The organism is Peribacillus suis (genome assembly GCF_059384845.1).
This window is the reverse complement of record NZ_CM182019.1, coordinates 3,226,568-3,247,356: the sequence shown is the minus strand read 5'-3', so window position 1 is coordinate 3,247,356 and position 20,789 is coordinate 3,226,568. Positions and strand designations below refer to the sequence as shown.

Annotated in this window: 27 protein-coding genes and 1 pseudogene; 17 read left to right on the top strand and 11 right to left on the bottom strand. The window is 39.0% G+C overall.

The features are described from left to right. The first annotated feature begins 176 nt into the window (after nucleotides 1-176). Entirely contained in the window at nucleotides 177-431 is a 255-nt protein-coding gene (locus AC503W_RS15875) for a sporulation protein (protein WP_402986846.1), read from the top strand. A 48-nt stretch (nucleotides 432-479) separates the two neighbouring features. Here AC503W_RS15875 and AC503W_RS15870 read toward each other — a convergent pair whose 3' ends face one another. Further along, nucleotides 480-1,154 (bottom strand): hypothetical protein, encoded by a 675-nt coding sequence (locus AC503W_RS15870; protein WP_494914882.1) that lies wholly within the window; start codon nucleotides 1,152-1,154, stop codon nucleotides 480-482. 135 nt (nucleotides 1,155-1,289) lie between these two features. On the opposite strand from AC503W_RS15870, the gene AC503W_RS15865 reads away from it, so the two are divergent. The 5 genes from AC503W_RS15865 (at nucleotide 1,290) to AC503W_RS15845 (ending at nucleotide 3,374) form a co-directional block, all read left to right on the top strand. Next, nucleotides 1,290-1,793: a hypothetical protein gene (locus AC503W_RS15865; RefSeq protein WP_494914881.1), complete on the top strand. Its 504-nt coding sequence runs from the start codon at nucleotides 1,290-1,292 to the stop codon at nucleotides 1,791-1,793. 103 nt (nucleotides 1,794-1,896) lie between these two features. Further along, the gene (locus tag AC503W_RS15860) at nucleotides 1,897-2,433 is read left to right on the top strand and encodes a PadR family transcriptional regulator (RefSeq protein ID WP_494914880.1); all 537 of its coding nucleotides are present in this window, start codon (nucleotides 1,897-1,899) and stop codon (nucleotides 2,431-2,433) included. A gap of 297 nt (nucleotides 2,434-2,730) precedes the next feature. After that, nucleotides 2,731-2,949 (top strand): DUF1659 domain-containing protein, encoded by a 219-nt coding sequence (locus AC503W_RS15855; RefSeq protein WP_402986841.1) that lies wholly within the window; start codon nucleotides 2,731-2,733, stop codon nucleotides 2,947-2,949. A gap of 36 nt (nucleotides 2,950-2,985) precedes the next feature. After that, entirely contained in the window at nucleotides 2,986-3,204 is a 219-nt protein-coding gene (locus AC503W_RS15850; protein ID WP_494914878.1) for a DUF2922 domain-containing protein, read from the top strand. A 5-nt stretch (nucleotides 3,205-3,209) separates the two neighbouring features. Then, a complete protein-coding gene (locus tag AC503W_RS15845; protein ID WP_494914873.1) occupies nucleotides 3,210-3,374 on the top strand; it encodes a hypothetical protein in 165 nt (54 codons plus the stop codon). A gap of 337 nt (nucleotides 3,375-3,711) precedes the next feature. Here AC503W_RS15845 and AC503W_RS15840 read toward each other — a convergent pair whose 3' ends face one another. The 3 genes from AC503W_RS15840 to AC503W_RS15830 form a co-directional block, all read right to left on the bottom strand. Then, on the bottom strand, nucleotides 3,712-5,259 hold the full coding sequence (locus AC503W_RS15840; protein WP_494914871.1) for a polyamine aminopropyltransferase: 1,548 nt from the start codon (nucleotides 5,257-5,259) through the stop codon (nucleotides 3,712-3,714). 79 nt (nucleotides 5,260-5,338) lie between these two features. Continuing rightward, complete coding sequence (locus tag AC503W_RS15835) at nucleotides 5,339-5,752, bottom strand: DUF350 domain-containing protein (protein WP_402958021.1); 414 nt, start codon at nucleotides 5,750-5,752, stop codon at nucleotides 5,339-5,341. 17 nt (nucleotides 5,753-5,769) lie between these two features. Then, nucleotides 5,770-6,420, bottom strand: a complete 651-nt coding sequence (locus AC503W_RS15830) for a DUF4247 domain-containing protein (protein ID WP_402873692.1) — start codon at nucleotides 6,418-6,420, stop codon at nucleotides 5,770-5,772. Nucleotides 6,421-6,625: 205 nt separating this feature from the next. Between AC503W_RS15830 and AC503W_RS15825 the strand changes: the two genes are divergently transcribed. Next, nucleotides 6,626-7,132, top strand: coding sequence for a hypothetical protein (locus AC503W_RS15825; protein ID WP_402986839.1), 507 nt, complete (start codon nucleotides 6,626-6,628; stop codon nucleotides 7,130-7,132). 95 nt (nucleotides 7,133-7,227) lie between these two features. Here the strand turns inward: AC503W_RS15825 and AC503W_RS15820 are convergent, their stop codons facing one another. Together AC503W_RS15820 and AC503W_RS15815 are read right to left on the bottom strand one after the other, a co-directional pair. Further along, a complete protein-coding gene (locus AC503W_RS15820) occupies nucleotides 7,228-7,647 on the bottom strand; it encodes a hypothetical protein (protein ID WP_494914868.1) in 420 nt (139 codons plus the stop codon). Nucleotides 7,648-7,746: 99 nt separating this feature from the next. Beyond that, the gene (locus AC503W_RS15815; protein WP_494914866.1) at nucleotides 7,747-8,139 is read right to left on the bottom strand and encodes a thiol-disulfide oxidoreductase DCC family protein; all 393 of its coding nucleotides are present in this window, start codon (nucleotides 8,137-8,139) and stop codon (nucleotides 7,747-7,749) included. A 209-nt stretch (nucleotides 8,140-8,348) separates the two neighbouring features. On the opposite strand from AC503W_RS15815, the gene AC503W_RS15810 reads away from it, so the two are divergent. From AC503W_RS15810 to AC503W_RS15770, 9 genes are all read left to right on the top strand, one after another. Beyond that, nucleotides 8,349-8,567, top strand: a complete 219-nt coding sequence (locus AC503W_RS15810; protein ID WP_402873680.1) for a DUF1659 domain-containing protein — start codon at nucleotides 8,349-8,351, stop codon at nucleotides 8,565-8,567. 36 nt (nucleotides 8,568-8,603) lie between these two features. Beyond that, nucleotides 8,604-8,822: a DUF2922 domain-containing protein gene (locus AC503W_RS15805; protein ID WP_402873702.1), complete on the top strand. Its 219-nt coding sequence runs from the start codon at nucleotides 8,604-8,606 to the stop codon at nucleotides 8,820-8,822. Nucleotides 8,823-9,033: 211 nt separating this feature from the next. After that, on the top strand, nucleotides 9,034-9,195 hold the full coding sequence (locus AC503W_RS15800) for a YvrJ family protein (protein ID WP_402873704.1): 162 nt from the start codon (nucleotides 9,034-9,036) through the stop codon (nucleotides 9,193-9,195). Between the two features lie 146 nt (nucleotides 9,196-9,341). Then, a complete protein-coding gene (locus AC503W_RS15795) occupies nucleotides 9,342-9,869 on the top strand; it encodes a GNAT family N-acetyltransferase (protein ID WP_494914864.1) in 528 nt (175 codons plus the stop codon). A 517-nt stretch (nucleotides 9,870-10,386) separates the two neighbouring features. Then, entirely contained in the window at nucleotides 10,387-12,030 is a 1,644-nt protein-coding gene (locus AC503W_RS15790; protein WP_494917370.1) for an AMP-binding protein, read from the top strand. A 236-nt stretch (nucleotides 12,031-12,266) separates the two neighbouring features. Then, entirely contained in the window at nucleotides 12,267-12,476 is a 210-nt protein-coding gene (locus AC503W_RS15785) for a DUF4083 family protein (protein WP_494914861.1), read from the top strand. A gap of 36 nt (nucleotides 12,477-12,512) precedes the next feature. Then, nucleotides 12,513-12,698, top strand: a complete 186-nt coding sequence (locus AC503W_RS15780) for a hypothetical protein (protein ID WP_494914858.1) — start codon at nucleotides 12,513-12,515, stop codon at nucleotides 12,696-12,698. A 12-nt stretch (nucleotides 12,699-12,710) separates the two neighbouring features. Next, the gene (locus tag AC503W_RS15775) at nucleotides 12,711-12,998 is read left to right on the top strand and encodes a hypothetical protein (protein ID WP_494914856.1); all 288 of its coding nucleotides are present in this window, start codon (nucleotides 12,711-12,713) and stop codon (nucleotides 12,996-12,998) included. Nucleotides 12,999-13,235: 237 nt separating this feature from the next. Next, complete coding sequence (locus tag AC503W_RS15770; RefSeq protein ID WP_494914854.1) at nucleotides 13,236-13,424, top strand: IDEAL domain-containing protein; 189 nt, start codon at nucleotides 13,236-13,238, stop codon at nucleotides 13,422-13,424. Between the two features lie 45 nt (nucleotides 13,425-13,469). On the opposite strand, the pseudogene AC503W_RS15765 reads toward AC503W_RS15770, so the two are convergent. Next, nucleotides 13,470-14,248, bottom strand: a pseudogene (locus AC503W_RS15765) (IclR family transcriptional regulator domain-containing protein). 247 nt (nucleotides 14,249-14,495) lie between these two features. On the opposite strand from AC503W_RS15765, the gene AC503W_RS15760 reads away from it, so the two are divergent. Continuing rightward, a complete protein-coding gene (locus AC503W_RS15760; RefSeq protein WP_427688195.1) occupies nucleotides 14,496-15,770 on the top strand; it encodes an Nramp family divalent metal transporter in 1,275 nt (424 codons plus the stop codon). A 52-nt stretch (nucleotides 15,771-15,822) separates the two neighbouring features. Here AC503W_RS15760 and AC503W_RS15755 read toward each other — a convergent pair whose 3' ends face one another. The 4 genes from AC503W_RS15755 to AC503W_RS15740 all read right to left on the bottom strand — a co-directional run bounded on the left by AC503W_RS15755 (nucleotide 15,823) and on the right by AC503W_RS15740 (nucleotide 20,785). Then, a complete protein-coding gene (locus AC503W_RS15755; RefSeq protein ID WP_494914852.1) occupies nucleotides 15,823-16,161 on the bottom strand; it encodes a hypothetical protein in 339 nt (112 codons plus the stop codon). Nucleotides 16,162-16,594: 433 nt separating this feature from the next. Further along, nucleotides 16,595-17,413 (bottom strand): YfjC family protein, encoded by an 819-nt coding sequence (locus tag AC503W_RS15750; protein WP_494914851.1) that lies wholly within the window; start codon nucleotides 17,411-17,413, stop codon nucleotides 16,595-16,597. 1,512 nt (nucleotides 17,414-18,925) lie between these two features. Continuing rightward, nucleotides 18,926-20,491, bottom strand: a complete 1,566-nt coding sequence (locus AC503W_RS15745; RefSeq protein WP_494914849.1) for a ribonuclease YeeF family protein — start codon at nucleotides 20,489-20,491, stop codon at nucleotides 18,926-18,928. Between the two features lie 15 nt (nucleotides 20,492-20,506). After that, nucleotides 20,507-20,785, bottom strand: coding sequence for a DUF5344 family protein (locus AC503W_RS15740; protein ID WP_494914847.1), 279 nt, complete (start codon nucleotides 20,783-20,785; stop codon nucleotides 20,507-20,509). Nucleotides 20,786-20,789: the final 4 nt, after the last annotated feature.

Here is a 20,789-nt window from a genome sequence, read left to right as displayed (position 1 = left end):
TTATGAAAAAACAGCCGAAGAAATGAACTATCAATTAACTAAGTTTTTTACAAAAGAATATTAATAACAAATTTGGTTCTTTTGCTTCCATCTCAAATTCCCTTAAACACTGTATAGTTGCAGTCATTCTCGGACAATCTAGTTTAGATTACTAATCCAGGAGAGGAGTGGTTTGGATGGACCGCACGATTGGTTACTTACGTGAGATCTTGTCTAATTATACGGATCAATACCCGGAGGCACAGCACATTTATGACAAAATAAAACATGGTCAGTTCCATTCGGAGAAGGAGCTCGTTCGTGAGCTTACTGGAAAGGAATCAGAACTTCTTAACCGAATTCTTCCTAAGGAAATGGAGCATGCAAAAGAAGCGATGGATTCTGAGCGTTATACGCAATTAAATGAAGTGTATGAACAACTGATTATGTGAGAAAAAAACCTTGTCCATGTTCTCACCGGACAAGGTTTTCTTATTGGCTTATTCATCCATGCTAGTCAGAGAATCCATATGACTGGCAATCATCGAGATGATGGTACCAGCTTCTTCTTTACTGAACATGAAGTTCGTTTCATCTCTTAAAATAATATCGTCTTCTTCTGTCCAGATCCGATTGACCCGTCTCAGCAGTCCATCACCTGTTTCCTGGACGATTCCGAATTGATAGGTGACCTCTACTTCGTTTTCTTTTATATAAGCCGTCACTTCTGGCGTTTCCCATTCAACATCGATTTCGAATACCTCAGAATCATCGTTTCCTGTTGAAGGATAGGACATGGAGCCTGACACGATTTCCAATCCATTATTGTCGTCATCAAGTTCATACTCGTATTCGTCATCGTCCCCTTCTATGTAAGCATGGAAGGTTTCATGGACGGCCTCCACGATATCTTCAATATCAGGTAATAGCACCTTGCTTATTTGCCCAAAATCGATGTCGAAGGATTCCATATAAAATTCTTCACTTTTCGGATCGAAAAACAGGGCGCAAAAATTCTCCTGCTCATCTTCATCTAATTCTGTATAAAATTCGATGCGTGGATGTTTTGCTCCTCGCTCCACGGTCATGCTGCCAATCCGATCGTATTTATCACAAATCGATTGAAGATGGTCCTGCAATTCCCCACATACTCTGTCAAACCATTCTAATGACATTTCATCCACATCCTTTCGCTCCTTATTGTTTACCAAAATACGAAATACACTCTCGTCCAAAATATGTATTTTTAAAGGGGGATAACTCTACCATGACGAATACTATTTGAAATGACCCGACAGGAGGGTGTGCTATTGTCAGCGTTCAAAAAAATCATGATGGGATTCCTAGTTATAAGTCTCCTTGCTGCATGTGAGGACCAACAACCATTCAATGACGATAAGGAAGCGGTACATGCAGAAAAAGAAGTCGGGGATGCCAAAACGGGGAACGATGAACCTTTGTATGAAGCCTATAAATATAATGGAAGACACTTATATGGAGGGTGGATATCAGAAGGAACCTATCTTCTCATTTTAAGGGACCCCATCAGTACCTATACCATGCAAAGGATAACGAGAGATGATTATGAAGAGGTACGACATTTTGAAATAGTCAAACCCATTGACCATACCATGACAGGTGTACTTTATAATGAAGAACATCGGAATCGGACGACTACGTTCACACTAAAACTTAACGACGACCATACGAAACTGACGATTACCATGCCGGATGAGCCTCCTGTTACATACAAACAAACCGTAATGGAGCCAAACGAATTTAATCCTACTTACGAATGGGAATTTGAGGAATAAGCCGTTTCTGACGATCTGAAAAGGGAAAGTCGAAATCCCTACAGAATATACAGCGCAAATTTGTTAAACTATAGACAAGTGACGACTGAAGGGGAGTTTTGACGTGTCGATTCAAATTTATATCTTAGGGAAATTGGCTGAAGACAATAGTTATCCATATAAGTTAAAAAAGCAATTATCCGAACCAATTCCTATTGATAAATTTACGGGGATAAGCGAAAGTAAATTATATTATCATTTTGTCAAATTAGCGGATATGGGGTATATCCGTGCGGTTGAAACCATCAAGGAAGAGAACAGGCCAGACAAGCATGTCTACCAAATTACAGATCCAGGACGAGAAGAATTAAAAAAGCGGATTTACCAAATGTTTGAAAAAGCCACTGAAATAAATGAAATGTATATTGCCCTTTCCTATATCAAGCACGTGAAGGTAGATAAAGTACTCACGATATTAGAGGAGAAAATTGAAAAACAGCGTAAGGCTTGGGAAACCTACACAAGCTTCAGCCTTGAAATTGATGAAAACGCTGAGAACTATTGGGGTGTTAAGTTTATTCAAGAGCATGCATACAGCCGGGCGCAGCACAACGCCGAATGGCTTGAAGAACTTAGAGCACGGATAAAAGAACGTTCATGACTTCAGGAACAGCTCACTCTTTGAAAGACGGAAAGGCATGTAGTTTGGAAAAAATATCTACCCATACAAGACTTCGAAAATTATCCATTTAACATGTAGGATGATCATTTGGCACCTTTCATAAGCAGTGGATGCATGCCATTTAGTGCCCCTGTTTAAAGGTTCATAGTTGAATGCTAGTGGAGACAGTGTAAATGCTGTCTCCTTTTTTATTGAGCTTTTCTAAAATATATTTCCACTGCCATGCTACTTTTCCCTCGAAAAAGTTTATATAGACAGTGAAAGGGGGTGAGAGACATGGCAAACCAAATCAAATTATCGACAACATTAAGACTGGATTTTGAAACGGGCCTCAATGAAAAAGGGGAGATCGTTTTTAAACGTAAATCCTTCTCTAACATTAAAACGGATGCATCGGTCGATCAATTATCGGCGACAGCCAAGGCCATTGCGAGTGTGCAAAATTATCCGATGGGTGAAGTGAACCGCGTCGATACGAACGCTATCATCGGGTAAGTGATGTGAGGTCGGAAAACGAGGGAGGTGACAGGTATGGCTAAAGCATTGGAAATGATCTTCGTAACGGAAGAAGGAAAGTCGTCGACGATTTCCGTAGATAATCCAAAGGAACCGGTGGACGTGAATCAAGTGAAGCAAGTGATGCAGCAAATCATCGCGCAAAATGTTTTCATCACCTCATCAGGAGATCTCGTTAGCATCAAGGGGGCACGCGTGGTCGAGCGTAATGTCGAGGACGTTGAAGTGCTTTAAAATTAGTGACGGTTGAATTACCTCTTCTGACGGTCGAATTATCCGTCGTAACGGTTGAATTAATGCCCATAATGGTTGAATTAATCGCCACAATGGTCGAATTAGGCTCATTTTTGAAGGGATGGTCCTTCAAAGATGAGCTTTTTGTTCGTACATGCTCTATTTCCTAACACAATCCAAAGTGTAACAGCTTGATTAAGGTTAAAAGTGAGATATATCACTGCAATTGAGCCCGACTACCAACCACTTATGGCGATAGTCCACGTCCTAGCAGTAAAAAGACGGAAGGCATAATCTGCTTTCCGTCTCGCTCATTTTTAATCAGAGCCAGTCTTTAACATAAGCAACTAACCCAACTACCGCACCTATTCCCATTCCAAAGAAAATAGGAAGACCAAGACTGGATTTATTTACCGACTTAGGCCTATCCAATAAAATACCTCCTCTGTAAATAATTTATAATAGATAGTACGGAAAGAGTGAGGAAAAGTTTCAACTTTCTTGTTGTTAATAATAATCCCAAGCTCTTTCATATAAGTCGAGAAGGTCGGGTCTATTTAATGAATTAACGGGGATCTCAAAATGCTTACCCTTGATGGTTATATCTTGATCTTCATCTTTGCCGAAGTAAAAGAGAGATGGAATCATTTCATCCGCAAGATAGGTAGTTTCCACTTTTAGTTCAGCAGTTTCAATATCAAACTTTTCCCTGGAGGCTAATGTGAAACCCCAATTACCAAACGAAGGAATATCTAAATGATAATTATCCACATATAACCCTGTCGATTTCACGGTGTTACTGATCGTCCAGAAAGCCGCTGTAGCAAATACAGGGGAAGTCGATTGAATAGAAGTAAAGCCAGTTGGTGTCAGGTGGTTCCTAACTAAGCTATAGAATTCCCACGTATAGAGTTTATTCAAGGACTCGTTATTCGGATCAGGTAAATCTACAAGGATGACATCATATACGTCATCGGCATTCTTCAAATAACTAAAGGCATCTTCATTAATAATATGAACTTTTTTAGAGTGAAAGGAGTTTTGATTCAACTTCGTCAAAAGTGGGTTTTCTTTGGAAAGGGTCGTCATTTCAGGATCCAAGTCTACCAGGGTAATGTTTTGAATCTCTTTATACTTCAATAATTCCCTTGTCGCCAACCCATCACCACCACCAAGGACCAGTACATTCGTATTCTTGTCGGAAAGCGACATTGGAATATGAACCAGCGCTTCGTGGTATCGATGTTCATCTGATTCAGCGAACTGAAGCTGTCCATTTTGGTATAAACGTAAATCTCCTGTATCTTTCGTCATGATAATCTTCTGGTATTTCGTATCTTTGGAAAAAACGATGGGGTCTCTATAAAGTTTCTGCTCCAATGTATGGGCATACTGTTCCCCATATAAAAAACCTAAGCCAATCACGATGGTTAATAAGATCCCCGTCAGTCTGATATACGTTTGTTGAATCTCTTTTTTAAAGGCAAAGCTTATCCAGAGGGCCACGATGATATTGATAAAAGCGATAAAAAATCCGGTCTTGATCAGTCCCAGCGTCGGTTTTAGCCAAAAAGCAAAAGCCACGGTCCCCAATAGACTACCAACATAGTCCCATCCCAGTACATTAGCAGTCGATTCCTTTAAGTCGGCATCAATTTCTTCGGATTTCCGAATAAGTAGGGGCACTTCCAATCCTGTAAGATAACCGGTGATAATGATGATGGCAAATAAAAAGACCTTGGATGTCCCATCCCCGAAATTTGCTTGTATGTAAAAAACAGAGAAGATGGAGAAACCACCGATTAAGGCAATCAAATATTCCGTTATCACGAATTTGGACATCAAGTGGCGATGGAATTTACCGCTATGCATGGCCCCAATGCCCATCCCGCTCAAAAACAAGCCAATGGTTAAACAATAGAATAATGTGGAATCCCCGAAAAGATAGCCACCAGCGGCTCCATATAGTACCTGGTACACAATCCCACATATAGAAACAATCCCGGAAGACGTGAAGATTCTTCTTTTTTGAATGTGGCTTGCTCTTTCTGACATACTGTTCTCTCCTTCACAATCTATAATGATCCATCAAAAAAGAACCTGAAAGAACTCAGATTCTTCATGTTAGTCCGTCTTATGAAATGGCACCTGAAATGATAAAGGCGATAGCGAGGGATATAGCGGCTGCAATGATTCCAACCGATACTTTCCCTTTTTCAATCTCTTTTCTCACATCTAATTTCGGTGTAGCGATCTCAAATATAAAATAACCGATCATCATCAAGATAAAGCCGATGATGCCCCATATTGCGGCACCCAGTAAGGAATTATTTGTGTCAACGGCAGTACTCATGATATAGGTGATACCCAAGATTTTCCCCGCAAACTGAATAGCGACCGCACTGTTCCCGTTTCTGATCAGTTCAAAATCATTGTACGGTGTGATTTTTTCGAAAATCCACATACAAACAATGGATACTACACCCAATACCAAAAAGTAATAGATTGTTAGTAACACTTCCTGTACGTCTATAATGTTTTCAAACATTTCTTATATCCTCCTTGTCATTTCCCGGTCCCCGGACCGCCACCACGTACAACATCACCATTTCGAATGCTGTCCGGATCTGATGATTTTTTCACATTGCCTGTCCCTCTATAACCGCTACCCGTGTATGAAGATCCGGATTCGTCTCCCTCTTCATCCTCCATCAAAGAATTAGTGGGGATACTAGTGGAGTTATGATTTCTAAACGCGTTAACATAACCCTTATAGCCCAGCCGTTTCTTTAATGTTTTCGAGTCTACTTGATTCCAGCCATACAAAGTGGTAGCCACACTTAAAACGCCGAGTGTTTCCATAAGAGGAAAGTCATAGCTATTTTCGGCAAAATCCTCTTCGACGACTTCAATGATCGTATTAGCTGGGTTTAGTTCATCTTTCATAATATGTATGACTTCATCTGTTGAGTCTTCTGGATAGAGGAGAAACATCTCTTCCTCACTGCTTACTGAAGCATGATCGGGTTCTGTGTCCGTCCGGATCTCACTAGCAACCTCTGAAACACTTTTACTATAAGCCTGATAAACCGTTCCATGATCCCCTAAGTCATTTTCAATCGTATCAATTTCTTGATATTGAGAAGAAATAAAGGAATTTCCACAAGCAGCTAAAAATACGGATAACGAAGTAAGTATGACGGCCATTTTCTTCATGACTTTCCTCCTTGATTGTTGTCTTTAATATAATAGTATATTTTAGTGAAAAATTGTAAAAAATAATAAATGGGAAGATGTAGGGATCGTTTTTTTTTAGCGTATTGGTTGTAAATTAGTTCCTTTTTATGGTAAATAAAAGAGAGGAATTATAATCAATAGATAATAAAGATACCCGTTGAGAAATGGAATAGGGGGATAAGATGTGCATAGGTGTAAAAGAGTAATGATTGGATGGCTGATGATAGGTAGCCTTGTTGCATGTGAAGAACCAGCCATCCAAGAAGGAAAGTTCCAAGTGCAAGAAACAAAAGAGGGGAAAGACTTAGTGGAAACGAGCGATGTTCCTTCTTATAAGACCCCTAAGTATTTTGGTAGCCAATTGTACAATTATTGGATATCGAATGACACGTACCTTATTATCATGAGGGATGAAATCAGTACGTATACCCTTCAGAGAATCACAAAAAACGAGATTGATCCACTTAGGCATTTTGAAATCGTGAATCCGACTGGTTCCACAATCACGGGTATCCTATATAATGAAGAAAATCGAAATCGCACTACCCTTTTCACTTTGAAATTAAGCGAAGATAAAAGGAAACTAACCATTACGATGCCAAATGAAAAGCCGATTACGTACAAAGAAACGGACCTGGAACCGAATGAATTTAACCCTCGTTTTATTTGGGAAGACATTAAGTTTGAGTAAGTAAGTGTTTTAACGTTTAATAGAATGCGGCTGGCTTGACTTTAGTGCAAAAAGTGCAAGATAAAGTCTGAAATCATTTACTGACAAGAGGCGGCCTAATCACAACTCTTCTCGAAATGTTTCCCTTCACTGGGGCTTTTTCCTTCTGGTGGCGACCAAGAGCCTTGGCACAACTCATTGCTCAAGGAATACGAATACGTCCACCCTTTTTCGTTTTCAAATTCTACATTTACGTGATACGGATTATAGTTTCTCCCAATGTCCCTACTGAGTTGCCATCTTTGATTCGGATATTTGTCCTCAAGATAGTGGTTGAGTTGTTCAGTCTTCTTGGATACTTGATAATCAACCCAATAGGGGCGAATAACAAAGAATGCAAGCACGAATACGGTAATGGAAGAGGCCATTAGTAAACTCAATTTCCTGATCTTTTGTGGCAATAATAAGGCAGTGGCATACAGCATAACTACAAAAATAGTAGACCCTATAATTTCTAATAATGTTTGTGGATACAAGGGAAATCACTCCTTCAAGGAACTATTATTTTTGTGGGAAATCATAGAATATATAAAAAAGACGAAAAAGCACCTTTGCTTTTCGTCTTTTTTTTTCATTTATAAGAAACGCTTCCTGATACTTGGTGAAGGCAACATGCAGCTTTCTTCCTTTTTCCCGAACCATTTATAACGGTTTTTGGCAATGAAATCATAAGCGGTGTTCCGAATGAAACGTGGGACAATGACCAAGCCATAAAACAGCTTCCAAGCGCCTTTCAAATGGCTACATATCCTTAGTGCTGCAGTCGATTTATAGTAGGCCTTGCCAGTCTCAAGCAAGACGATGCTATCGATATTCCCGGGAACCTGATACTTCTTCTGCAACTCTTGTCCAGTTGGACTTTGAAGGGAAGCAAAACGAAACAGCCCCTTCGGATCGCGCTTTATGATGAATTGGACACTCGAATCGCAAAAGTTACATTCACCATCAAATAAGATGACAGGATTCATGAACTTTCCTCCTCAAAAGAGACGTGTAGAGAATGCCTCATCCTTTCTCTACCCACATTACTGTGATGGAAACGTCTTAGGTTTTCGATGTTCTTTCTTTTATTTTACATGATTTATTCCATATTTACGCATTTTATGAAAAAGTTTTACCCGCCATGCTACTTTTCCCGCGAAAAAGTTTATATAGAGTATGAAAGGGGGTGAGCGACATGGCAAACCAAATCAAATTATCGACAACGTTACGATTGGATTTTGAAACGGGCCTCAATGAAAAAGGGGAGATCGTTTTTAAACGTAAGTCCTTTTCTAACATTAAAACGGATGCATTGGTCGATCAATTATCGGCAACAGCCAAGGCCATTGCGAGTGTGCAGAATTATCCGATGGGTGAAGTGAACCGCGTGGATACGAACGCTATCATCGGGTAAGTGATGTGAGGTCGGAAAACGAGGGAGGTGACAGGTATGGCTAAAGCATTGGAAATGATCTTCGTAACAGAAGAAGGAAAGTCATCTACGATTTCTGTGGATAATCCAAAGGAACCGGTGGACGTGAATCAAGTGAAGCAAGCGATGCAACAAATCATCGCGCAAAATGTTTTCATCACCTCTTCAGGAGATTTCGTTAGCATCAAGGGAGCACGCGTGGTCGAGCGTAATGTCGAGGACGTCGAAGTACTTTAAAATTAGTAACGGTTGAATTATCTCTTCTGACGGTCGAATTATCCGTCGTAACGGTTGAATTAATGCCCACAATGGTCGGATTATTTGCTAATGTGGTTGAATTCATGGTGATTCAACTACATTCATAGGCAGGCTCATCTTGGAAGGACAAGTCCGGAAGCGGTGAGCCTGTCCTTTTTGACTAAAACTACACCAAGGCAGGTGAATAAAAGTGGACCAAATCCTACCGTTTGTCAGCGATATCGGGTTTCCCATCATTGTAACCTTGTACTTGCTTCACCGGATCGAAACAAAGCTGGATACATTGAACGAAACCATTGTCGAGCTGCCAGAACGCTTGCGAGAAGGATTCCAAAGTCAATTCAAAGGATAAAGGGAAACACCGTGGATGATTACATTCACGGTGTTTTTATTATTGTTTGTTGGAAATGCCAAATAAACAAATATCCCTCACCAAGAAAAAACGTTACTCATCCTTAATTTTCCATTATACTTAGACAAAAAGGGGTGGCGGCATAAATGGATATATTCATAGAGGAGTTACGAGATTCAGATATGGAAGAGTTGTTAGCATTCGAACTGGAAAACAGAGCTTTTTTTGAAGAAATGGTCCCGTCTCGTGGAGATGACTATTATACCCCTGCTCATTTCAATGAAAGCCATAAAGCATTACTCGATGAACAAACACGAGGAGCTTCCATTTTCTATTTAATCAAGGATAACCACCATTCCATTTTAGGAAGAATAAATGTGGTAGATATCGAAGAAAACCAAAGAATAGGGCATCTTGGTTATCGAGTAGGTCAAATATACACTGGAAGAGGGATTGCCAATAGGGCTCTGCAATTATTACTAAAGAAAATTGTCAATAAAGATATCAAACAAATCCATGCAAAGACGACCACTACTAATATTCCCTCCCAAAGAGTTTTGGAGAAAAACGGCTTCAAGAAAGTGGCTACCAGTGAAGAAGGCTTCGAAATGAATGGACAGAATCTCCATTTCGTTTATTATACGTTGACTACCATGTTATCCGGTACAAACTGATGTATTCTATGGTAGAATTATTGTATCAATTTTCCAAATGAATAATTTTGAAGGGAATTTACAATGAATAAGTTTTTGAAAAGTGTTTTTCAGACTATAAACAAACAGGATCAATTTATGAGGGCATCCTTCTATATTATAGGAGGTTTCTTAATTATATTGGTTGGTTACGGATTTGGTCGTATGGTTGGGTTAGTCACCTTTTAAAGGTCTGGATTACTTCTAACAAGTTGGAACAAAACTAAGCATTTGGTGGAAGCGCCCGCCAAATGCTATTTTTATACTCTGTTCAAGTTACTGAGGAATTTTTTTTTACAGAGGGACTATCCTAGATTTTAAAGATAAGATGAAATATAATTGATATTAGAATATTCTAAAAATTATTCCCTTCGATTCCACATCATGACGCTTCTCTCCATCTCATCCGTTTGTTCCTCAACTAGGTCCATTGCAAAAAAATGATAACGCTTCCAACCATTTGTGATTCTTTTAATAGGAGGAATGGATCGTGAAATCAATGACTAAGAAAAGCTGGCCAAAAGGTGTTTTGGAAACCTTGCATTACCGCTTAGGGGAAAAGCCGCTTCATGAGTACTTGATGGATAATGCGAAGGAACGTCCGGAGGAAACGGCGTATGTGTACTATGGGAACAATCTGACTTGGAGCCAGCTTCAGGATGACACGGGGAGGCTTGCCCAGTTTCTCAAAGACCAAGGTGTGGGTAAGGGTGACCGGATCGCTTTGTTCATGCAGAATTGTCCGCAATATCTCATTGGACATTACGCCATCCAAATGCTTGGTGCTATAGTGGTACCTTTGAATCCGATGTATAAAGAAGCGGAACTGGAATATTTGATCATTGAGGCAGATATAAAGGCCGTGATTGCCGGCCAGGAGTTATATCCAACTATGGAAGCGGTGAAAGGTAAGGCAAAATCTTTACAATTTATCATCACCACCCATTACGCTGACTTTCTTTCGGAATCTCCCACTTTGCCGTTGCCAGCCGAGTTTTTGGCGGAGAAAGTGACAATGGAACGAACGTTTGATCTTCTTGAAATTCTCTATACGAATGAGGTTCTAAAAGAAGTGGAAGAAGTGAATATATGGGAAGATGTGAGCCTGATGGTCTTCACTTCGGGTACGACGGGGAGGCCGAAAGCGGCGATGCTTACATATGGGAACGCGTTGTTCAAAACGGCAGCGACTGCTCAGAGTTCTTTCATCACGCACAGCGACAAAATGCTGTCAGGCGCTCCATTTTGCCATATTGCCGGGATGGTGATGGGCGTCAATCTTCCTATATATAGTGCCTGCATGTGTGTGGCATTGACAAGGTTTGAGCCAGAGGCGGCAATCAGCGCAATTGAAACATATAAAGTGAATAAATTATATACGGTCGCTCCTATGAATGTAGCCATCTTGAATACTCACGGTATCGAAGGAAGAGACTTAACTTCACTTGAATTGAATTTCGCGACTAGTTTTGGTATTCCGGTCGATGAAAAACTTGCAAAGGCATGGGGGGAATTGACCGATGGTTGTCTTTTGTATGAAGCATCGTATGGGTTAAGTGAAACCCATACATGTGATACATTCATGCCGAGTGATAAAATCAAGTTTGGTACTTGCGGCATTCCTACATTTGATACCGAGATCTGCATCGTTGACCTCGAAACAGGAGAAGATTTACGGCCGGGTAAACGAGGGGAAATCGTGTTGAAGAACCCTGGCGTATTCAAAGGATATCTGAATAGGCCAGACGCGACAGCCGAGACATTAAAAAATGGGTGGGTCTATACAGGTGACATTGGAATGCTGGATGAGGAAGGTTATCTGCATTTCCTCGGCCGTACGAAAGAGATGATCAAATCCTCGGGATACAGCATTTTTCCGGAAGATGTGGAAGTGTTGATGAAAGACCATGAAGCGATTTTACAAGTTGCCGCAGTGGGTGTGCCAGATACGAACAGGGGCGAAAGCGTGAAGGCCTTCATCGTATTGAAACCGGAGTACAAAGGGGAGATCAGTGAGGAGGAAATCATCGATTGGTCAAGAAACAGGATGGCGTCCTATAAATATCCCCGCTACGTTGAATTCCGGGACAGCTTGCCAACAACCAGTTCAGGCAAGGTATTACGGAGATTATTAAAAGAGTGAGAGAAAGCCGATAGCGGCAAGTGGCTATCGGTTTTGTTTTGTAGTGAAAGTTGAATTAATGGTGTGAATGTTGAATTATTGCCACGAATGTTGAATTAATGAGGCTGAATGTTGAATTAATGCAAACGAACGTCGAATTAAACTATTCTAGTAAAAGGGCATATTGTTATTAGCATAATGAGGTATGATTCCACTATCATCTTGGTATAAAATGGATAGTGAAGGGAGCTGTTTTAATGAGTAATATTGGGGTACCAGGAATCATTTTGATGATCATCGTATTTGCACTTATCGCTTTATTCTTTGTTTCATTCACTGCGTTTATCAGTAGGCTACTTAAGAATTCAGGCAAGAATCGTAATCAACAAGATATAGATAGTAGGCTCACTCGGATTGAAGATGAACTCCGGTCCATTAATAAGAAAATGGATCACCGGGATAGTTGATTGAAAGAGGTTGTTATCGAAATAGCGGAGGGCAAAATGAAGTCATTACAAGTAATCACGCTTGTTATTTTTACACCAGTCATTGTGCTGGATTATTTCCCGAATCTATCGTTTGTACGGGTGATTCCAAATGGTATTTTCCTATGGCTGATTCTATTGATTTCGTGTTTGGATATCTATTCCCGGTGGAAGAAATTGAAACAGGAACAAGCTGCTCATTAGAGGAGGATTAGAATGATAAGTGCATCAACTTGGTTTAATCCTTACGTCTTAGAAGTGCTTATCCTCCCGATTGCTGTTGTAATAGGAACAGGATCAGCATTGGTTACAAAGAAAATTATAGTAGGACCCATCATTCATGTAATCATATCCGTGCTTTTCTATTGGTGGAATTTCACTTATTTTCATGAAGAGGATTATCATTATAATAGAATTGATTTTGAATGGGTACTTATTGACTTAATCTTTGTAGGAATTACAGGCTTGTTATCTTGGGGGTTACTGAAAGTCAGGGGAAAATAGCTCATATCATAAAATCTTACTCTTCTTATTTAATAATAGAAGGGTAGGATTTTTTTTATTTTCATGTATAGAAAAGTCAAATCCAGTTAATCATGAGAGTAAGAGAAGGGAGAGGGGAACGGTTCACAAAAAACGATGTCTTACTACTAAATGTATATTTTTAAGAAAACATAAAGAATGATACTAATTTTCAAGTTGTCCAATATAATAGAAAAAAGGTGAAGGAGTTGGTTTCGAATGGAGAAGCAATTGCCTATAACACCACTAGAACCTGAGATGATGGAAACGTTGGCAGAAATGGTACTTATCAAGGCCCTTAATGATTATCGAAAAAATCAAATCGAAAAAGAAATCGATCATTCGTTGGAAACCCGTGATAAGAAAAAATTTATCAGATTAACCAATGAATTGAAGAGTCTCTGTTAAATGAAATAGATGATAAAAATCCACACTTTAATAGGGTGTGGATTTTTACATGTTAACTCCGGTTTGTTGGTTTATTTTTTTGACTCCTTCTTGAAGGACTGGTAAGTAGATTTCGATTAATTTCTTCTTATCTGTCCGGCTTACCTGGGTGGAAATATTAATTGCGGCAATGGTTGCACCTTGATGGTTGATAATGGGCATGGATATGGAGCATAGTCCTTGTTCGAGTTCTTCGTCTCCTATTGTATAACCGCGCATTCTACTCTTGGCAAGGTCTTCTTCGAATGTATCGAAAGTGGTGAGTGTTTGTTGAGTAAAGGGTTCGATTATCGTGCTTTCCCAGATTACCTTCCTTTCATTTTCAGGTAGCCAAGCAACAAGGGCTTTGAGGTTGCATAATAAGGTAATCTTGAACCGACCGACAAGTTTGCTCCGACAATTCGGTTAGCTGCATTCACTCTAGATACATAGACAATCTCATTTCCATCAAGAATGGCCAGGTTGGTAGATTCTTGAACAGTGGCAGAAATGGTTTCCAAGATGGGTTGGGTGAACTCCGGTAAATTCAATGATTGTAAAAAGTGATGAGCGATGTCTAAAATCTTTGGACTGAGCTGAAATTTTTTTTCCTGGATGATCTTCAAGTATCCAAGATTGACAAGGGTTAAAGCAAAACGTCGGACTGTCGCTTTATTAATGCCTGTCCGTTCAGATAGCTCCCGAAGTGAAAGGCTAATTGAGCTAGAATCGAATGCTTGTAACACTTCAAATCCTTTAGCTACCGAGTGTACAAAATAGTCTGAATGACTCGTGGTTTGATCCATAATGAACGACCTCCCAAAATAATCCCAATAGTATATTGTGAAGTTGTCAGAAAAGTAAAATAACTATATTGACTTCTATTCAAAAGAAAACTATGATTGTTATATGTTTCACTGCACGTACACTTTGTACGGATAGTGAAACTATTTGGTGAAACGTGAACTACTTTTACTCATTATATATCTTTAGTAATGTAAGGGGTTACATTTAAAGGTTTGGTTTCAGAAAATTTATTCTAGGAGGTTTTATATGAAGACAGAACTTAACCATGCACAAATCAAACTCCCACCCACCACCATGGGAGAAAAACTTAGGCAGGTCGGTCCAGGGATAGTCGTAGCTGCGACAGGTGTTGGAACTGCCGATTTGATCACATCCATCGTCATCGGAACTTCGTTTGGGATGACGTTTGTATGGGCCATCATCGTTGGTGCGATTCTGAAATACTTTTTAAATGAAGGAGTGGGACGATGGTATTTGGCAACCGGACAAACGATGATTGACGGTTGGCATTCATTGGGGAAATGGGCAACGGGTTATTTTGGAGTCTATTCAGTCATTTGGGGCTTTATTTATGGAGCGGCTGCAGCGTCGACTTCTGCATTGGCCATGCACGCCATGTTTCCCATCATGCCTCTTTGGGCTTGGGCCATTATCCATTCGGTTGCAGGGTTCGGCCTCGTATGGACCGGCCGCTATCTTCTATTTGAACGGGTCATGACAGCATTGATCGGGGTGATGTTTGTAACGATTATCGGTACGGCACTTCTCTTCTTGCCAAATTTAGGGGAGTTCGCAGGTGGGTTTGTCCCCCGAGTTCCCGAAGGTTCCTTTTTGCTAATGCTCGGTTTGATTGGTGGAGTGGGTGGCACGATCACGATGGCTTCCTATGGATATTGGTTAAGTGAAAAAGAGTGGAGTGGGAAGGGTTGGATTTCCATGATGCGGACGGATACGAAGGTCGCCTATACTTTAACGGCCATCTTCACATTGGCCGCATTGGTAATTGGCGCCCAGTTCCTCATGGGTACAGGGGTCAGTATCCGCGATGATGAAGGCCTCATCAAACTTGCTGAAATGCTTGGCGCGGAGTTTGGAACGCCGATGCGCTGGTTATTCTTAGTAGCCTTTTGGTCCGCGGCTTTCTCATCTTTACTTGGCGTTTGGAACGGGGTCCCGTACCTTTTCGCTGATTTTATTAAAACGATACGCAAGAAAAAAACAGCAGGCAAACAGGCTGTATCCGAAACAGAACCGGCCTATCGCGCCTATCTAGCCTGGTTGACCTTTCCTCCGATGATGCTGTTTTATTTCGGAAAACCAGTCGAGTTAATCATCATTTATGGAGCATTAGGTGCATTATTCATGCCATTTCTGGCGATCTCCTTGTTGCTATTATTAAACTCAAAAAAGGTAGATAAAGAGTATCGGAATAAATCCGTCCCTAATGTGGTATTAACAGCTTGCCTCATCATGTTTGCCTATCTTGGGCTGAATGAACTTATAGGGATTTTCACAAAGTAGTAAACAAGAGGCTGCCGGAATTTTCCGGCAGCCTCTTAAATTACATGAAAACCTATGTATGAAAGATGGCTTTCAAGCTCCCGTAAATGGCGTAATAAATAATGACGGAAGCAATTCCTTGTAAAACAAGAGCTATTAGAAAAAGAAATTTCCTAATAAACCAATTGTATTTTTTAAGTTTAAGATAAATATGATAGCCAGAGCCAACGAGAATAAACATGAAAAAATTAACGAACTTTTGATAACGGTTACGAGGGTTTTCATAAATCGCCAGTGCATAAAAGTTTGTCATTGTACTTTCCAATAAAAAAATGGTGAAACCATACGAAAGTTGCGTTAAAAGGAAACCGGTTAATAGAATTCTTATACTTTCAATTATACTGTTTGTCATACTGTCCTCTTTCAAAAAATGAAGGTAATCACTTATAGAAATAAAACTTTCAAAACCCCGTAAATGGTTTTATAAATCATAACAGAAGCGATTGCCTGTAAAAACAGGGCAAATAGGAAGAGAAACTTCCTAATAAACCAATTGTATTTTCTGAGTTTGGTGTAAATGTGATAGCCTGAGCCAATCGTTATCAACATGAAGAGATTCGTTATTTTTTGAAAAAGATTATTGGGCGGCTCATAAATACCTAAAGCATAGAAGTTGGTCATGGTTTCTTCGAACAAGACAATTAAGAATCCATACATCAGTTGTCCTGAAAGAATACATAATAATAAAATTCTTATACCTTGAATGATGTCGTGCACATAATCTGCCTCTTTTCAAAACGAAAGGCCAATCCTATTGAAATGGCCGCTTCGCATTACTCAATCTATTAACTTTGATATATTGTTTGTCCCTGATAGGCAGCTAAGTCACCAATACCAGCTAATGTGGCTTCCCATTCATCATGGTTGGCTAAATGGATATGTACAGGGGTTTTTGGATCTTCCGTATATTCTGCAAGCCATATTCCACGATCAGAAGGTAAAAAGAATAGAATGTTCTCTAAGTATGTTTCTTCTTCGTAACTCGTTATACTAAAGTTGGAAATATTGAACAAAGTCCAGTCATAAGTGCGCAGGTCATCAGAGAATAAGTAGAAACTGTCTTCTTCTTGCTGGGTAAACTTGGACTTCTTGCGTACTTTATCAACTTTTTTAGGATTACTTAACCAATCAAATGCTTGCTCGGTCAGAGAGAAAGCTTCCTCACCTTCATATTTGTCAAAGGAAATCCCATAATATTCCCTGATGACCATCTGGATTTCAGAAGAGGGGATAATCGCGAATTCATGAATGATATCTCGATCGATCAAATGGAAAAGCCATTCATCCTCTTCAAAGTGATGTAGCATTAAAACGGATTTTTGAGGAAAATTGGAGCAGCGAATCATTCGTTTTGAGCCAATATATTTCTCGATGAAACGCTGAGTTTCCTGCATTAATGGTACTTCTTCCCGAGATTCTTGCTCCTCACTCCACATGTTTTTCATCATCAATTGATTTTTCGTTACTTCAAGAATGGCCAACCACTCTTTTTCGGACTTATCCCCAATAGCAGTTTCGGCAATACCTTTTGCGATTTCATGATGTCCGGCAACACTCACCATTAAGGCTAATTCTTCAGTCGTACAGGTTAACAAATGATTCATTATGATGTCACGTCCTTTTAAGAACTATGGTTATGTATCCGCTTTTTGATAAGTTATAGAAAGATAGCTTTCACTGTCCCATAAATGATCTTGTAAATAATAATGGAAGCAATTCCTTGTAAAATAAGAGTTAGTAGAAATAGAAGTTTCCTAACAAACCAGTTATATTTCCTGAGTTTAAGATAAATGTGAAATCCAGTACCAATTAAAGTGAACATGAAAGAATTTACGAATTTTTGATACCGAGTACTGGGTTTCTCATAAGTTCCCATAGCATAATAGTTGATCATCGCACTTTCGAAAAAGAAAATAGTACAGCCAAATGCAAATTGTGTTGAGAGTATACATGTTATAAAAATCCTGATGCCTTGAATTATATCGCCTACCATGACATTCCTCTTTCTAAGTTATAGAAAAATAGCTTTCAACGTCCCATAAATGATTTTATAAATAATCACGGAAACAATTCCTTGTAAAAGAAGAGCCATTAGGAATAGAAGTTTCCTAACAAACCAGTTATATTTCCTGAGTTTAAGATAAATGTAGTAACCAGAACCAACGAGAAGAAACATAAACAAGTTGACAAATTTCTGATAAAGACTACTAGGTTTTTCATAGATGGCTAAAGCGTAAAAACTGGTCATTGTTTCTTCCAATAAAAAAATACAGAATCCATAGGTAAGTTGTATTGTTAGATATCCTGCTAATAAATTTCTTATATTTTCTATCATGCTATATATCATGATTTTCCTCTTTCTGAAAAAATGAAAGGTAACCTACTTATATAAAAAGATGAAATTTCACATCTCATAAATAATCATTAAGCAATTGCCTCTAAAACTAACACAGGAATAAAAGTATTCTAGTTATCATTGTTCTTTGTATTGTTACTAAAACTCACTTCACAACTTTAAAAAAGCAGAGTAAATAAATAGACAACCTAATAGAAAGAAGCCCAGAGTTACTAGGTTCCATATGAATTTTTTAATCTTAACCTTTTTCATTTTAAAATTCTCCTTGTCTATTGTATTGTTTCTATTATCGTCCTTTTCCCAGAGATACGAAGAATGAATTTATAGAAAAATAGCTTTCAAGATTCCGTAAACGATGTAATAAATAATAAGAGAAGCAATTCCTTGTAAAACAAGTGCGATAAGAAATAAAAATTTCCTTACAAACCAATTGTAGTTCCGAAGTATAAGATAAATATGGTACCCCAAGCCAATCGTAATCAACATAAAAAGATTGGTAGTTTTCTGAAAAAAATTTCTAGGCGGTTTGTAGATGCCTAGAGCATAAAAATCGGTCATAGTAGATTCTAATAAAAAAATCAAGAAGCCGTACGAGAATTGTGTTACTAGTATACAACCAAATAAAGTGCCAATAACTTCAATTATACTATGTGTCATTATCTTCCTCTTTTCTAGACTTAATCTTTTGGAGGATGCTGTATTATACTGATAAATTTCACTTTAACGAAGTGAAGCGTTTCCTAGTAGATATATTTAATACTTAATTAAACCAACTAGAAACTGAATTTTTTATACTCTTGCCAACCCCTTCTACTTTTTCTACTGTTTTATGGGCCAATTCACTAGATTTTTCTTCAATAGATCCTCCAATATTTTCTCCAACTTTTTTGATTTGGTCACCAAAAGTAGAGCTTACTAAACCGCCAACCAATCCGCCTACTGCCCCGCCTACAACAACTCCCACAGGTCCGCCGATACTACCAATTGTAGCTCCTATTTTCGCTCCTCCAGCTATTGCTGCTAAATCTGATGTAAACCCAAAAGCAAATCTTCCAAACTTTTCAGCAGTTGACTTATTTGAATTTTCAGGATCCGTGAACTCACCTAGGTTAGAAGCAAATGCGATTGCATTTCCAGCAATAGGTATCCTTTGTGCCGCAGAAGTTAAACCTTTTGCACCAACCACTTTACTTAGTAGACCTGTTGTACCGTTTTTTTCCATCCTATCAATCGTTCCCTTAACTAATTCTTTGCCAGTTGATCGCTCGAAGTTTTTTGGGAAACCGGCCAGATGTTTTAACATATGGGAAGGACTTGTGTAAGAAGCAGCGAATTTCTGTAGTTTCTGCATCACTGGATTAGTAGGTGTGGATCTGGAAAAGTCCAATAGCCATTTAGAAACCTTCGAACTATGTTTTCCTTTCGATGTCCAAGATGGATCTGTCTTTACAGAAAACTCATAATTTCCTTTTAGTTTTTGCCATAGTGTCGGTTTACTACCAAAGTAATGAATACTTAATTTATTGGACAGGAACATAGTGGAAGTGGCAGAAAACACTTGATATCCTGCTAAGACATTATCACCAAAACTAAATTTCTCGTTAATATAGGCAAAAGGAGAGGTAAGCATTTGTCCAAATGTCATCTTAGCTTCTGAAGCTACTTGATTCTCTATCTCTGAAAATGCAGGCTTATCCTTTATTTGATTCACATCATAGTTTTCGATGCTGAAGTTTCCGCTACTGAATATACCTTGAATTTCAGCGAGATAGTTGTTCATCAACTGTATGTCATCCTCTACGGATGCTAGTTCTTTTGTTTGGCTTGTATCAAACGCACCCAAATTATCAACCGTTTCCTTTATTCTAGAATTAGCTCTTTGATAGTGGGTGAGAAATGTCTGGTCATTGAGCTTTTCGATGGCAACGATATCACGTATCTGATCCAGGGTGGTGTTGGTTTCATCCACTAAATCAATGGTTACATTTTGTGCATTTTTTAAGCCTGTCGTGAGTTCGCCTTCAAGAAAGCTTTGGCGGATCAAACCGCTTGAATCAGACTCCAATTCAGTAGAAGCCTCTTTAAGAGCCGTCAGGACTGCTTCATAGTTTTTAAGAGAAGAGTCATAGAATGAAAGGAAAGGGATATGCCAATCTTGATAAAAGGCGCGTATCGCTGAACCACCTTTTCCTTTTAAGGAATCATCGAGATTGGAAAATTCAAGAATAACCTTCTCCAGTTCATTAGCCTGTTTCCTTTGTACTTTTACTTTGCTTAGTAATCCATCTATTCCATTATGTAAAGATTGAGAATGAAGTGTCCTCATTGTATCCTCCATATTCTAATGTGCGTTTATAGAAGTTGAAAGCTGTTGGTCAACCTGTTCTACCTCTTGTATGGCCGTTCGTACGGATTGGTTATTAGCTTTTAAGATTTCTATATAGGTTTGGCCAATCTTTTCTAATTGATGGTTTAGTTCCTTGATTTTTTTTACAACGTCTAATTCATTTCCGGTTGCGAAATCGTCTAGTAATTTCGTTTTGAAGGATTCCATTGTACGGTCCATTTTCGAGAGGGCTGCTTTTACATCTTCACCATTCACTTTTATTTCTTGACTCAAACCA